The 12630-nt window shown below is 75.0% G+C and carries 10 protein-coding genes; 4 read left to right on the forward strand and 6 right to left on the reverse strand.

The features are described from left to right. Positions 1 to 2: 2 nt before the first annotated feature. On the reverse strand, positions 3 to 1544 hold the full coding sequence (locus tag R3E88_12870; GenBank protein ID MEZ4217368.1) for an acetyl-CoA acetyltransferase: 1542 nt from the start codon (positions 1542 to 1544) through the stop codon (positions 3 to 5). A gap of 312 nt (positions 1545 to 1856) precedes the next feature. Between R3E88_12870 and R3E88_12875 the strand changes: the two genes are divergently transcribed. Next, entirely contained in the window at positions 1857 to 3041 is a 1185-nt protein-coding gene (locus tag R3E88_12875; GenBank protein MEZ4217369.1) for an amidohydrolase family protein, read from the forward strand. Positions 3042 to 3091: 50 nt separating this feature from the next. On the opposite strand, the gene R3E88_12880 is transcribed toward R3E88_12875, so the two are convergent. The 4 genes from R3E88_12880 to R3E88_12895 are packed head-to-tail and all read right to left on the reverse strand — an operon-like array spanning position 3092 to position 7151. After that, positions 3092 to 4357 carry a cytochrome P450 gene (locus R3E88_12880; GenBank protein ID MEZ4217370.1) on the reverse strand — a complete coding sequence of 422 codons (1266 nt, stop codon included), beginning with the start codon at positions 4355 to 4357 and terminating at the stop codon, positions 3092 to 3094. 52 nt (positions 4358 to 4409) lie between these two features. After that, positions 4410 to 5852 (reverse strand): sulfatase, encoded by a 1443-nt coding sequence (locus tag R3E88_12885; GenBank protein MEZ4217371.1) that lies wholly within the window; start codon positions 5850 to 5852, stop codon positions 4410 to 4412. After that, entirely contained in the window at positions 5849 to 6589 is a 741-nt protein-coding gene (locus R3E88_12890; protein MEZ4217372.1) for an SDR family oxidoreductase, read from the reverse strand. Before R3E88_12890 ends, R3E88_12885 begins: the two co-directional genes overlap by 4 nt. Positions 6590 to 6647: 58 nt before the next feature. Beyond that, positions 6648 to 7151: a nuclear transport factor 2 family protein gene (locus R3E88_12895; GenBank protein ID MEZ4217373.1), complete on the reverse strand. Its 504-nt coding sequence runs from the start codon at positions 7149 to 7151 to the stop codon at positions 6648 to 6650. Positions 7152 to 7260: 109 nt separating this feature from the next. Between R3E88_12895 and R3E88_12900 the strand changes: the two genes are divergently transcribed. The 3 genes from R3E88_12900 to R3E88_12910 are packed head-to-tail and all read left to right on the forward strand — an operon-like array spanning position 7261 to position 10270. Continuing rightward, positions 7261 to 7971 carry an EthD domain-containing protein gene (locus R3E88_12900; protein ID MEZ4217374.1) on the forward strand — a complete coding sequence of 237 codons (711 nt, stop codon included), beginning with the start codon at positions 7261 to 7263 and terminating at the stop codon, positions 7969 to 7971. Between the two features lie 32 nt (positions 7972 to 8003). Continuing rightward, the gene (locus R3E88_12905; protein ID MEZ4217375.1) at positions 8004 to 8510 is read left to right on the forward strand and encodes a VOC family protein; all 507 of its coding nucleotides are present in this window, start codon (positions 8004 to 8006) and stop codon (positions 8508 to 8510) included. After that, the gene (locus R3E88_12910; GenBank protein MEZ4217376.1) at positions 8507 to 10270 is read left to right on the forward strand and encodes a class I adenylate-forming enzyme family protein; all 1764 of its coding nucleotides are present in this window, start codon (positions 8507 to 8509) and stop codon (positions 10268 to 10270) included. Before R3E88_12905 ends, R3E88_12910 begins: the two co-directional genes overlap by 4 nt. A gap of 21 nt (positions 10271 to 10291) precedes the next feature. On the opposite strand, the gene R3E88_12915 is transcribed toward R3E88_12910, so the two are convergent. Continuing rightward, positions 10292 to 12505 carry a DUF1929 domain-containing protein gene (locus R3E88_12915; GenBank protein ID MEZ4217377.1) on the reverse strand — a complete coding sequence of 738 codons (2214 nt, stop codon included), beginning with the start codon at positions 12503 to 12505 and terminating at the stop codon, positions 10292 to 10294. Positions 12506 to 12630 lie beyond the last annotated feature (125 nt).

Genomic DNA, 12630 nt, shown 5'->3' on the forward strand with positions numbered 1-12630 from the left:
CCTCAGCGCGCGTCGAAGCGGAGCCTCGCGCCGTCCGGCGCGACGGTGCCCGTCGCGCCGACGCGCTCCTCGGCGGCGAAGTCCGCGAGCCACGCCGGATCGTCCGGCGTGTTCGCGACGAAGCGGCGGCCCGCGTCGGTCTCGCCGACGACGATGCCGCGCGCGGGCGCGCCGCTGCGATCGTAGTCGACGGTGTAGGCGACGACGCGCGCCGGGCCGCGCGCCGCGTCTTCGCGCGCGAGCGGCTCGGGGCCGGCGACCGCGGGCTCGTCGCGCTCGGCCGCGCGCGCGGCGGGCGCGGCGCCCGGGTCGCCGCTCGCCCACGCGCAGGCGGAGTGCTTCGTCAGGTACCAGCCGTTGCCCGTCGTGAGGCCGCGCGCGCCCGGGCGCTCGCGCAGGCGCTCGGCCATCGCCGCGACCGAGTGCAGCGTGTACGCGCTGCCCGGGCCGCCGGCGTACGGGAGCCCGCCCGTCACCGTGAGCCCGCGCGGGTCGTCCTCGGCGACGCCGTAGGCCTCGCACGCGAGCTCGACGGCGACCGGGAAGCAGCTGTAGAAGTCGAGCGCGTCGAAGTCGGCGGCCGCGAGCCCGGTGCGCGCGCCGAGCCGCTCCGCGCACGCGCGCATCGACGGCGCGCCGCCCACCTCGGGACGCTGGCTCACGAGCCACGCGCGCTCCTCGGTGTGCGCGCCGCCGAGCCAGTGCACGCGCCGCTCGCGCGCGATGCCGAGCCGGTCGGCTTCCTCCTCCGAGCAGAGCAGCAGCGCGGCCGCCTGGTTCGTCGCGAGCACGGCGTTCAGGTACTTCGTGTACGGGTAGGCGATCATGCGGTTCGCGCCGGTCGGCTCGACGAGCTCGCGCGCCGAGCGCTCGACCGGGAACCACGCGTAGGGGTTCTTCGCGGCGACGCGCGTGAACGGCGCGAAGAGCCGGCCGAGCGCGTCGCGGTGCGCGTCGAGCGAGCGCCCGCGCCGCGCGCGCAGCGCGTTCTCGATCAGCGGGTAGACGTGGATCGGCGCGTCGAGGCCGTGGCGCGCCTCGTGCGCGTCGTGTCCCATCTTCGAGTGGCCGAGCACCTCGGGCGCGCCCGTGCGCGCGGGCTTCGGGGAATCGGGGTCGAGCGCACCGGGCGTCACCCACTCGGGCATCGCGCCCGTGCGCCCCGCGTCCTCGAGCACGCGGAAGAGGTTGCAGCCGGTGACGAGCGCGACGCCGCTCTCGCCGCGCGCGATGCGCTCGGCGACGGCGTTGACGAGCGTGAGGCCGATCTCGCCGCCCGTCCCGGTCTCGATCTCCTTCGCGGCCGCGACGCCGATCTCCTCGGCGATGCGGCGCGGCCCGTTCTCGGGGGCCCAGCCCGCGACCGGGATCAGGCCGACCGTGTCGATCCGCTCGAGGAGCCGGCGGCCGCCGCCCGCGTCCTCCGCGGCCTGGTGGGCGAGCTGCGCCATGAGCACGCCCGGGTCGGGCGAGCTGGCCGGGTCGAGGTCGCGGGCGATCCACTGCGCCACGCCTGCCAGCACCGGTCGAGAGCCTGCGGCCACGTCGTCCTCCTCCGCCTTCGCACTTCGCGCGACGCTCGCGCCCGGCGCTCCCTCGGCCGGTGCGCGGCGCGCGCAGGTCGAACGCGAGCAAGCGGCGTGCCCATGTCGCACGGCCCTCGCTCGCTCGTCGGGGCCGCGACGCGGCGGCGCGCTCGCCCGTCCGGGGCGCCGCGTCTCGGACGCGCGTGACGGCGCGACACAGGGCTGCGCGCGCGCGGCCAGGGGCGCGATCGTGCGAGGATGCCGGCGCCGGCGGCGCGACGCTCGCGCCCGGCCGCCGCGCGCCGACGGCGCGCACAAGGAGGGGCCGCCATGGAGCGCCACGTCCTCGTCTCCGCAGACTGCCACGCCGGTCCGCTCCCCGACCAGGCGCGCGGCTACGTCGACCCGAAGTACCGCGAGGCCTTCGACCGCTGGCTCGCCGACGAGCCTGCGAAGCTCGCCCGCCGCGCCGACCACACGGGCGCCGCGATCTACGGCGACGAGGCCGTGGCCGAGTTCGGCACCGAGGGCGCCGTGCGCGGCGGCGGGATGGACGGCGCGTGGGACTCGAAGCGCCGGCGCGACGAGATGGCGGGCGACGGCGTCGCGGCCGAGGTGATCTTCCCGGGCGGCAGCCTCGAGACGGTCTCGCCCTTCGACGCCGGCCTCATGACCTACCAGTACGAGCAGCCCGCCGAGCTGTGGCTCGAAGGCTGCCGCGCCTACAACCGCTGGCTCGCGGACTTCTGCGCCGAGGCGAAGGGGCTGCGCGCGGGCGTCGGGCTCGTCACGGTCGACGATGTCGAGACGACGGTGCGCGACATCCGCTGGCAGCGCGAGCACGGGCTCACCGGCGGCATCGTGCTGCCCGTCCACACGAACGGACAGCCGTACTACAACCATCCGCGCTACGAGCCGCTGTGGTCGGTGTGCGAGGACCTCGACGTCCCGATCCACACGCACTCGGGCTGGACGCCGAACTACGGCGACCTTCCGGGCTCGCTCGGCATCTTCCTGTACGAGATCGGCTGGTGGGCGCACCGCGCCTTCCACTTCCTCGCGTGGTCGGGCGTCTTCGAGCGACATCCGCGGCTGCGCTTCGTGATGACGGAGCAGGGCGCGACGTGGGTCGTCGACGCGCTCGCGCAGCTCGACGCGCAGTACGAGCTCCCGATGTTCCGCCACATGCGCCGCGAGCTCCCGCAAAGGCCGAGCGACTACTTCCGCCGCAACGCGTGGGTCGGTGCCGCGTTCATGGACGAGGACGTCGTGCGCGTGCGACACGAGATCGGCGTCGACAAGCTGATGTGGGGCTCGGACTATCCGCACATCGAAGGCACGTGGCCGCACACGGCCGAGAAGCTCGCGGCCACGTTCGCCGGCGTGCCGCGCGACGAGGTGGTCGCGATGCTGGGCGGCACGGCGGCCGCCGTCTACGGGTTCGACGCCGACGTGCTCGCGCGCGCAGCCGCCGAGGTGGGCCCGCCGCTCGCTTCGATCGGGGCGGACGCGTGACGGCGCGGCCCGGCCGCGCTGCGCGCATCGTCGGCTAGTCGGCTAGTCGGCTAGTCGGCGGCGGCGCGCACGACGAGCGGGAGCCGGTCGTGGCGGCGCACGAACATGCTGTGCGTGTAGGCGGGCGGGCGCGCCGGATCGAGCGCGACGTCGCTCGTGCGCGCGAGCAGCTCCTCGACGACGACGCGCCCTTCGAGCCGCGCGAGGTGCGCCCCGATGCAGAAGTGGCTCCCGCGTCCGAAGCCCATGTGGCGCTTCGGGAAGCGGCGGTCGAGCCGCAGCTCGTCGGGCGCCTCGACGACCGCGGCGTCGCGGTTCGCCGACGCCCACGCGAGGAACAGCCGGTCGCCCGGCGCGAGCGCGGCGCCCGCGAGCGTGCACGCCCTCCGCACCGCGCGGTAGTGCCCCTTGAACGGCGGCTCGAGCCGCACGACCTCCTCGACGAAGCGCGGCACGAGCGCGGGCTCGGCGCGAAGCCGCGCGGCGAGCGCGGGCTGCTCCGCGAGCAGGCGCGCGGCGTTGCCGACGAGGCTCGCCGTCGACTCGCCCGCCGCGCCGAAGAGCACGAGCGCGATGCCGACGGCGTGCGTCGCGTCGACGGTGCCGTCGCGCGCGCCGCGCGCGAGCACGTGCGCGAGCGAGGCGGGGGCGCGCGCATCGCCGCGCTCGCGCTCGGCGCGCTCGAGCTCGGCGCGCGCGCGCTCGAGCCGCTCGCCGAGGAAGGCCGCCATCTTCGCCGTCTCGGCGCCGAGCGTCGCCATGCGCGCGGCGTCGACGTCGCCCGCGAGCATGTCGCCGCCCATCATCGCCCAGCGCCGCACGTTCGCGACGTCGCTCTCGGCGAGGTCGAGCAGGGCGACCACGGTGCGCGCCGGCACGAGCTCGGCGACGTCCGCCGCGAAGTCGCCGCCGCCGCGCGCGACGAACGCGTCGATCGCGTCGCGCGCCCACGTGCGCAGCCGCGGCTCGAGCGCGGCGACGAGTGCGTCGCGCAGGTGCGGCTGGAGGAGCCCGCGGTGCACGCCGTGCGCGGGCTCGTCGGCCGTCGCGATCACGTCCGTCGCGCCCGTGCTCGGGAGCTCGAACACCGCCGGCTCGCCGCCGGGCGCGCGGATGAGCACGCCCGTCAGGTTCGCCGAGAAGTCCGCCTCGCGACCGAGCGCCTCCTCGATCGCGTCCCAACGCACGACGAGGTGCACGCCCGTCGCGCCGACGCGGTGGATCGGGCCGCGCTCGCGCAGCGCGCGGTAGAAGGGATGGGGCGCGTCGATCGTCGCCCGGTCGAGCACGGCGCTCGCGTCGACGGCGTCGTGCATCGGGGCCTCGCGTGCGTGCGGCGGTGATCGGGCGCGCCGCGCGGGAGTCGGGTCAGGGACAGCGCTCGCGCTCGGCATCGGGGCCGAGGTAGCCGAGCGAGCGCAGCTGCTCGATGGTCTCACAGTCGAGCGCCGCGCCGGAAGCCGCCGCTTCCCCGGCCGCGGACTGCGCCGCCATTCCCGCGGCATACGCGTCGAGTGCGCGCGCGAGCGGCGCGAGCGCGCCGCGCCGCGGGTCGCCCTCGGCGAGCGGCGCGCGCTCGTGCGGGTCGGCTTCGAGGTCGAACGCGATCGTCGGGCCGTCGCCGTCGCGCAGCAGCTTGCCGCGCGCGTCGCTCGCCGCGGCGAGCGCGAGCCGGCGGCCGTCGTAGTGGAAGCGCGTCTCGGACAGGATCGGCCCCGGGTCGACGTCGGGGTCGAGCAGGCTCGGCGCGTCGAACGCGAAGGGCCGCGGGTCGATGCCGAGCGCGTCGAGCAACGTCGGCGCGAGGCCCGTCGACGCGGGAACGCGGCGCTCGTCGACGCGCGCCGCGAGGCCCGGCCCGCGCACGAGCAGCGGCACGTGCAGCAGCTCGTCGTAGACGGTCTTCACGTGCTCGCAGCTCCCGTGGTCGAAGAACTCCTCGCCGTGGTCCGACGTGAACGCGACCACCGTGCGCTCGAGTCGCCCGGTGTCGCGCAGCAGCTCCCACAGGCGGCCGAGCGTCGCGTCGGCCTCGTAGATCTCGCTGTCGTAGAGCGTCTCGATGTAGCGCCAGTCGTCGGGGTCGCGCGGGATGCGCGCGGGGTCGAGGCGGCGCGAGCCGTCGGGGAGGTCCTCGAACTCGCACACGCCCTCGCCGTACGCGCGGCGGTCGAGCGCGGCGTCGCGCTCCGCGAAGTGGTTCTCGCGCGGCTTGTAGTGCGTGTGCGGGTCGAACGCGTGCACGAACAGGAAGAACGGGCGGCCGTCGGGCGCGCCCTCGAGTGCGCTGCGGATCGCCTCGAACGCGGGGCCCTGGCGCAGCAGCGGGATCACGACGTCGACGTCGAGCGCGTGCGCGGGGAGGGCGGCGCGCAGGTAGCCGCCGCCGTGCACGGCGAGCGTCGCATAGCCTCGCTCGCGCAGGATCGAGAAGAGCGTGGGCAGCGCGTCGCCGAGCGGCGCGGGCGTCGGGCCGGCGACGACGCCGTGCGCGGCCGGGAGGCGGCCCGTGAACATCGAGGCGTGCGCGGGCGCCGTCCACGGCGCCTGCGAGATGGCGTGCGCGAAGCGGATGCCGTCGGCGAAGAACGCGCACGTGGCGGGCATCGTGTCGCGCGCGTGGCCGTAGCAGCCGAGGTGGTCGGCGCGCACGGTGTCGAGCGAGACGACGACGAGGTTGCAGCCGGTGCAGCGCGCCGCCGCGCCGGCGTCGGAGCGCGCATCGCACGCGAGCGCGAGCGCGAGTGCGACGGCCGCCGCGACCGCCGTGCGCACGACGGCCGACGGCGCCGCGGGGCGCGCGCGCGTCACGTCGTCACCGACCCGCCGTTCACGTGGATCGTCTGGCCCGTCACCCAGCTCGCCTCGTCCGACGCGAGCCACACGCACGCGGCGCCGACGTCGTCGCCCGTGCCGAGGCGGCCGGCGGGGATCGTGCGCTCGAGCGCGTCGGTCACGCTGCGATCGGCGCCGACCATCTCCATGAGCCCGAGGGCGATCGAGTTCGCCGTCACACCGAGCCGTGCGTTCTCGATCGCGACGTGGCGGAGCAGGGCGAGTGCGCCGGCCTTGCCCGCGCCGTAGGGCGCGACGCCGAGCGAGAGCCCGACGACGCCCGCGCCCGACGAGATGCCGATGATGCGACCGAAGCCGCGCTCGCACATGCCGGGCAGCACGGCGTGCGTCGTGTGCAGCACGCCGTAGAGGTTCACGTCGAGCGGGCCGTCCCACTGCGAGGGATCCATCTCGCGGAACGGCGTCGGCACCATGCGCGTCGAGCCCGCGTTGCCGGCGTTGTTGACGACGATGTCGACGGGCTGCGCGCGCAGCGCCGCGACGACGTCGTCGAGCCGGGTGACGTCGAAGGGCAGCGGCGCGGCGTCGCCGCCGCGCGCGCGGATCGCGTCCGCCGTGGCCGCCGCCTTCGCCGCGTCGAGGTCGTTCACGAGCACGCGCGCACCGCGCGCCGCGAGGTGGCCGGCGATGCCCGCGCCGATGCCCTGTCCCGCGCCCGTCACCACCGCGCAGCGTCCCGTGAGATCGAACATCCGTGTGTCTCCTCGCGGCCCGCGCCGCGGCGCGCCGTCCCGGGGCCGCGCCCGGCGCTCAGTCGCGCCCGCCGACGACCTCGTCGAAGCGCACGCCGCCGCGCGCGAGGTCGAAGCTCAGGTGCTCGGACATGTTCCCGATCTGGTCGACGTGGATCAGCCGGTCGGCGAAGCGCCACGCGCCGCCGACGCGCTCGAAGCGATCTTCGTAGCGGCCGGCCACGATCGGCTGGAACGGGAGCTTCGGCGTCGCCTGCAGCACGAGGAAGTACGCGCGCGCGCTCGCCGCGTCGTTCGCCTCGTCGATGTCGACGAGCACGTTGGTCGTGAGGTGGCGCGTGCGCAGCGTGCCGTCGTCGTGCACGCGGTTCGTCGCTGCGTAGAAGCGGCCGATCGCCTCGCCGCGCATGCCCTCGTCGCTCTCGGCCGCCGCCGTCGAGCGCAGCCTTCCGTGCGCGAAGAGACCCGACAGGCCGTCGAAGTCGGCGCGGTCGACGCACTCCGCATACCGGTACATGAGCGTCGTGATCGCGTGGTGGCTCTCCCAGGTTCCGGCCCGCATCCGCTCGCCCTCCGCTGCCCGGCGCCGTTCGCCGACGCCGCGACCGCGGCCGTCGGTTCCCGTCGCTTCCCGTCGCTTCCCGCCGGCGCCGCAACGTACACTGCCGCGCGTGGAGAAGGTGGTCTACCTGCTCGGGCTCGGGGCGAGCGGCGCAGCGGAGAGCGACGGGCGCGATGCGCGCGACGCGCGCATCGCGCTCCGCGAGCGGCTCCTCGCGCTCGCCGAGCCGCTCGCCGCCGCGGGCGCGCGGCGTGCCCGCGCGGCGGTCGCCGACATCGACGACGCGCGCGCCGACGCGTCCTTCCGGCTCGACGCGCACGGGCACGGCGACGCCGCCGTCTCGCTCTGGCTCGACTCGATCGACGCGCGCGGCCCCGTCGAGCGCGCGCTCGCGGGCGCGGCCGCGCGCTGCGCGGGCTACCTCGTCACCGAGTCCGTCCCGCTCGCGCCGGCGGCGGGCGTCGCGCCCGGCGCGCGCATCCCGGGCGTCGCGCTCGTCACGAGCTTCGACAAGCCGGCCGCGCTCGACGACGACGCCTTCTACGCGCGCTGGCACGGCTCGCACACGCCGCTCTCGCTCGAGATCCACCCGCTCCTCCACTACGTCCGCAACGCCGTCGTCCGCCCGCTCACGCCGGGCGCGCCGCCGCTCCGCGCGATCGTCTCCGAGGCCGTCGCCTCGGTCGACGTCATCGCCGACCCCGCGGTCTTCTACGGCAGCGAAGAGGGCCGCGCGCGCGCCGTCGCCGACCTCCGCACCTTCGTCGACTTCCGCTCGCTCGCGACGGCGCTCATGAGCGAGTACGTCCTCGTCGCCTAGCAACGCGCGCGCCGCGCACCCGGAGGAGCCGCATGTCCGAAGAGCCCGTCGTCCGCCTCGGCCCGATCTCCCACGTCGGCATCGCGGTCGAGGACTGCGAGAAGGCCGCCGCGTGGTGGGAGCGCGTGCTCGGCGTCGGCCCCTTCACGACGAGCGAGTACGTGCTCGACGCCGCCTCGCACTTCGAGCTCGACGGCGTGCCCGCGAAGGCGCGCATGAAGGCCGCGATCGCCTACTCGGGCAAGGTCTTCGTCGAGCTCGTCGAGGTGCTCGAAGGCGAGTCGCCGCACACGCGCTTCCTGCGCGCGCACGGCGAAGGCCTGCAGCACGTCGCGTTCGCCGTCGAGGACATCCAGCGCGTGGTCGCCGACCTCGCGAAGGAGGGCCTGCGCCCCATCCTCCAGTACCAGTTCGAGCACGCGCCGAAGGAGGACCCGAAGCGACGCCGGTACCGCGTCCAGGAGGTCTACCTCAACACGGCCGACGTCCCGGGCGCGGGCGGCACGACGGTGCAGCTGATCGAGATCACGCCGCTGTGAGCGCGGGCGCGCCGTCGATCTACGCCGCCCTCCGCCAGGCCTGGTCCGAGCTGACCGCGCCCGGTGCGCCGTTCGAGGTCGAGGTCGCGCGCGTGCGCGGCATCCCTCTCCGCACCTACGCGCGCGCGCCGCGCACGCTCGTCGACGTGTGGAGCGCGGCGGGTGCGCACGGCGACGCGGACTATCTCGTGTACGAGGGCGATCGCTGGACGTACGCGCAGGCGCAGCGCGACGCGGCGGCGCTCGCGGGCTGGCTCGCGGCGCACGGCGCCGGGCCCGGCGCGCGCGTCGCGATCGCGATGCGCAACTACCCGGAGTGGGTGCTCGGCTACTGGGCGACGCTCGCGACGGGCGCGTCGGTCGTCGGGATGAACGCGTGGTGGACGACGGCCGAGATGGACTACGCGCTCGGCGATGCGGCGCCCGTCGTGCTCGTGTGCGACGAAGAGCGGCTCGAGCGCTTCCGCGCGACCGAGCGCGCGAGAGCGGGAGATGCGCCGCGCGTCGTCGCGGTGCGGGTTGCGCCGAACGAGAGCGAAGACGCCACGCCGTTCGCCGAGACCCTCGCGCACGCGCCGCTCGCCTCGATCCCCGCGATCGACCCCGACGACGATGCCTGCATCTTCTACACGTCGGGCACGACGGGCCATCCGAAGGGCGCCCGGCTCACGCACCGCAGCTGTGTCGCGAACCTGTGGAGCATCGCGTTCTGGAACGCCGCGCAGCGGCGCGTCGCCGAGCTTCGCGCGGGTGCGGATGCGCGCGCCGGTGCGGGAGCCGCCGCGGCGAAGGCGGGCGGCGCGCCGGCGGCGCGGCCGCGCACCGTCTCGCTCGTCGCGACGCCGCTCTTCCACGTGACGGCGAACAACTGCGTGCTGCACCCGGCGACGGCGTCGGGCGCGAAGGTCGTGCTCATGTACAAGTGGGATGCGGGGCGCGCGCTCGCGCTCGTCGAGGCCGAGCGCGTGACGGCGCTCTCGGGCGTGCCGACGATGACGCGCGAGCTGCTCGCGCACCCCGACGCCGCGCGGCGCGACCTCTCGAGCCTGCTCGTGCTCGGCGGCGGCGGCTCGGCCCTGCAGCCCGACCTCGTCGACAAGATCGAGAAGAGCGCCGCGAAGCGGCGGCCCAACACGGGCTACGGGCTCACCGAGACGAGCGGCATCATCACGACGAGCATGGGCGACTTCCTCGTCGCCAAGCCCGCGAGCGTGGGGCCCGCGATGCCGTGCTTCGAGACGCGCTGCGTGGCGGAGGACGGCCGCGTCGTCGGGCCGGGCGAGCTCGGCGAGCTCGAGGTGCGCGGCGCGCAGGTGGTCGCGGGCTACCTGAACCGCCCCGAAGCCACGGCGGAGGCGATCGTCGACGGCTGGTTCAAGACGGGCGACGTCGCGTTCGTCGACGCCGACGGCTTCGTCACGATCGCCGATCGCAAGAAGGACATGGTGCTGCGCGGCGGCGAGAACGTGTACTGCGCCGAGGTCGAGTACGCGATCTTCGACCATCCGGACGTCGTCGAGTGCGCGGTCTTCGGCGTGCCGGACGAGCGGCTCGGCGAGGAGGTGGGCGCCGCGGTCGTCGTGCGGAAGGGCGCCGCGCTCACGGCCGACGCGGTGCGCGCGCACTGCGCGGAGCGCATCGCGGCCTACAAGGTGCCGCGCTTCGTGTGGCTGCTCGATGCGCCGCTGCCGCGCAACGCGACGGGCAAGTTCCTGAAGCGCGAGCTGCGCGAGCGGCTCGCGCCGGGCGATGCGCGCTAGGCGACCCGCTGCGCGGCGCGCCTAGCGAGCGCCCGCCTTCGCGAGCCGGCGGCCGAGCCACGGCGCGGCGAGTGCGACGAGGCCGAGGGCGATCGCGACGAGCGCGACGGGCGGCGTCGCGGGGACGCGCTGCGAGGTGAGCTGCACCATCGCGCTCTCGGAGACCGAGCCGTTCTGGTCGACGAGGAAGAGCATCCAGTAGCCGGGCGGCGCGACCGTGTTCGAGGACGGCGCGGTCAGGTCGAGGCCGCCGCCCGTCGCCGTGAACGGCAGCGACACGATGCGCTGGCCCTGGTTCGTGCTGTGCGTCGCGAGGCCGAGCCGCATCATCGTGACCTTCGCGATCTGGCCGGCGTCGGGCGTCGCGACGTGGAAGCCCGTGCCGTAGTTCACGCGGTCGGGCGCGCTCGTGATGGTCGGGCGCGGCCCCTGGAAGAGATAGGGCGGCTCGTAGATCTCGGCCGAGAAGTGGTAGTAGTCGACGCTGCCGCCGTGCGGGCGCCCGCCGCCCGCGGCGAGGATGCGGCCGTCGGGCAGCAGCACGGTCGACGAGTGGTAGAGGCGCACTTCGGAGTGCGCGCCGAGGATGCGCCACGTGTCGGTCGCGGGGTCGTAGAGCTCGGGCGAGCGCGTCGCATCGGTGACGTCGTTGAAGCCCGCCGAGCCCGTGCCGCCGAGCGCGAGCACCGTGCCGTCGGGCAGCAGCACCGCGTCGAGGTGCCGCCGCTTGTAGTGCATGGGCGCCGCCGACTGCCACGTCGGCGAGGGCGCGTTCCAGTCGAACGTCTCGGTCGTCCCGGTCGGCGGGTCGCCGCCGCCGATGTTCATGACGCGCCCGTCCTCGAGCACGATGCTCGAGCCCGCGAGCCGGCGCTGCGGGAAGACGGTGAGCGCAGCGAACGTCCACGCGCCCGTACCGGCCGGGTCGAGCCAGTTCGTCACGAACTCGGGGCCGGCGTGGAAGATGCGCCCGTCGGGTGCGAGGTGGATCAGCGGGTAGAGCTCGAGGCCCTTGAGCGCGGTCGTGAGGTCGCGCAGCGTGCCGGTCGCGGTCTCGAAGACCTGCGGCAGCGTGTTCACGCCCGTGCCGCTGATGCCGCCGCCGAGGATCGCGATGTCGCCGTTCGGGAGCGTGGCGAGCGTCGGGTACCAGCGGCCCGCGTTCATGAACGGCCCCGCGGTGAACGTGTCGTTCGCGGGGTCGTAGATCTGCGTGTCGGGCGGACCGACGCCGGGCAGCTGGTTCATGCCGCCCGAGATCAGCACGCGGCCGTCCTCGAGCCCCGAGAACCCGCCGCAGAACATCGAGACGGTCGACAGCATGTCGGGCGGCGCGGCGAGCGAGACGGTTCCGGTCTCGGGGTCGAAGAGGTAGGGCCGGTTGTCGACGCCGCCCTCCTTCTCCGCGTCGCCGTCGAAGATCATCACCTTGCCGTTCGGCATCACGACCGAGTGGATGGCGATGATCGGCCAGCTCTGCACGGCGCCCCACTGGCCGAGCACGGCCGGGCAGCTCCCGCCGTACGTCACCGAGAGGTTGTCGACGTCGTGGTCGGCGATCTGGTTGTTGCTGCGCGCCATCATGTTGAGGCGCGACTCGAACGGCGCGAGGCCGGGGACGGCGAGGTGGTCGATCACCGTCGTCGCGGCGCCGCCCGAGGGCCCGAGGTCGACGCTCACTTCCGCGTTCGCGAAGTCGACGCGCATCTGCGCGTGGAGCCAGGCGCCGGAATCGAGGTCGACGGCCGGCGTCGCGTCGATCTGCGCGACGGTCGACCCGCCGTAGTGCACCGAGACGTGGTTGTCGTTCGGGTCGCCCGTCGCGAACGGGCCTTGATAGGTGTCGAAGCCGAACATCAGCGCGCCGGCGAGGTTGCAGTCCTCGTGGCATCCCTTCGCGCCGCTCGGCCCCCACTGCGCCGTGTCGAGCAGGTCGACCGCGATGCCGTGCCCGGACGTGCCGGTCACGGGCTTCGTGATGCGGAAGTCGAAGTCGATCGTCGCCGTGCACGCGACGCCCTGGTCGGTCAGGTCGAAGCCGATCGAGTTCGCGTTGGCGGTCTGCGCGACGGCGAGGCGGAGGAAGTGGCCGGTCGGTCCGCCGGCGAGGATCTGCGCGGCCGGCGGCTGGTGGTCCTGCGACAGCACGTACGCCGAGCCCGGCGTGTCGAAGTCCTGGAAGGTGGCGGCGGGTGCGGGCGCGGCGAGGGCGAGTGCGGCGACCGAGGGCAGCATCGCGCGCGCGAGGGCGCGCGCGGAAGACCTGCACCGCGTCGATCGTCGGGCCGAGCTCCGGCGCATCCCGACCTCCCTCCGCATCCGTCGCAGCAGCAGCCGCACAGCATACGCTCTTCGGCGAT

Source organism: Myxococcota bacterium (assembly GCA_041389495.1).
Taxonomy (GTDB): Bacteria; Myxococcota_A; UBA9160; order UBA9160; family UBA4427; genus JAWKRT01.

What these genes read in the sequence shown, in the direction of transcription:
- R3E88_12915 (MEZ4217377.1), bottom strand. Translation starts at nt 12,505, where the DNA reads ATGCTGCCCTCGGTCGCCGCACTCGCCCTCGCCGCGCCCGCACCCGCC.
- R3E88_12890 (MEZ4217372.1), bottom strand. Translation starts at nt 6,589, where the DNA reads ATGTTCGATCTCACGGGACGCTGCGCGGTGGTGACGGGCGCGGGACAG.
- R3E88_12875 (MEZ4217369.1), top strand. Translation starts at nt 1,857, where the DNA reads ATGGAGCGCCACGTCCTCGTCTCCGCAGACTGCCACGCCGGTCCGCTC.
- R3E88_12905 (MEZ4217375.1), top strand. Translation starts at nt 8,004, where the DNA reads ATGTCCGAAGAGCCCGTCGTCCGCCTCGGCCCGATCTCCCACGTCGGC.
- R3E88_12895 (MEZ4217373.1), bottom strand. Translation starts at nt 7,151, where the DNA reads ATGCGGGCCGGAACCTGGGAGAGCCACCACGCGATCACGACGCTCATG.
- R3E88_12880 (MEZ4217370.1), bottom strand. Translation starts at nt 4,357, where the DNA reads ATGCACGACGCCGTCGACGCGAGCGCCGTGCTCGACCGGGCGACGATC.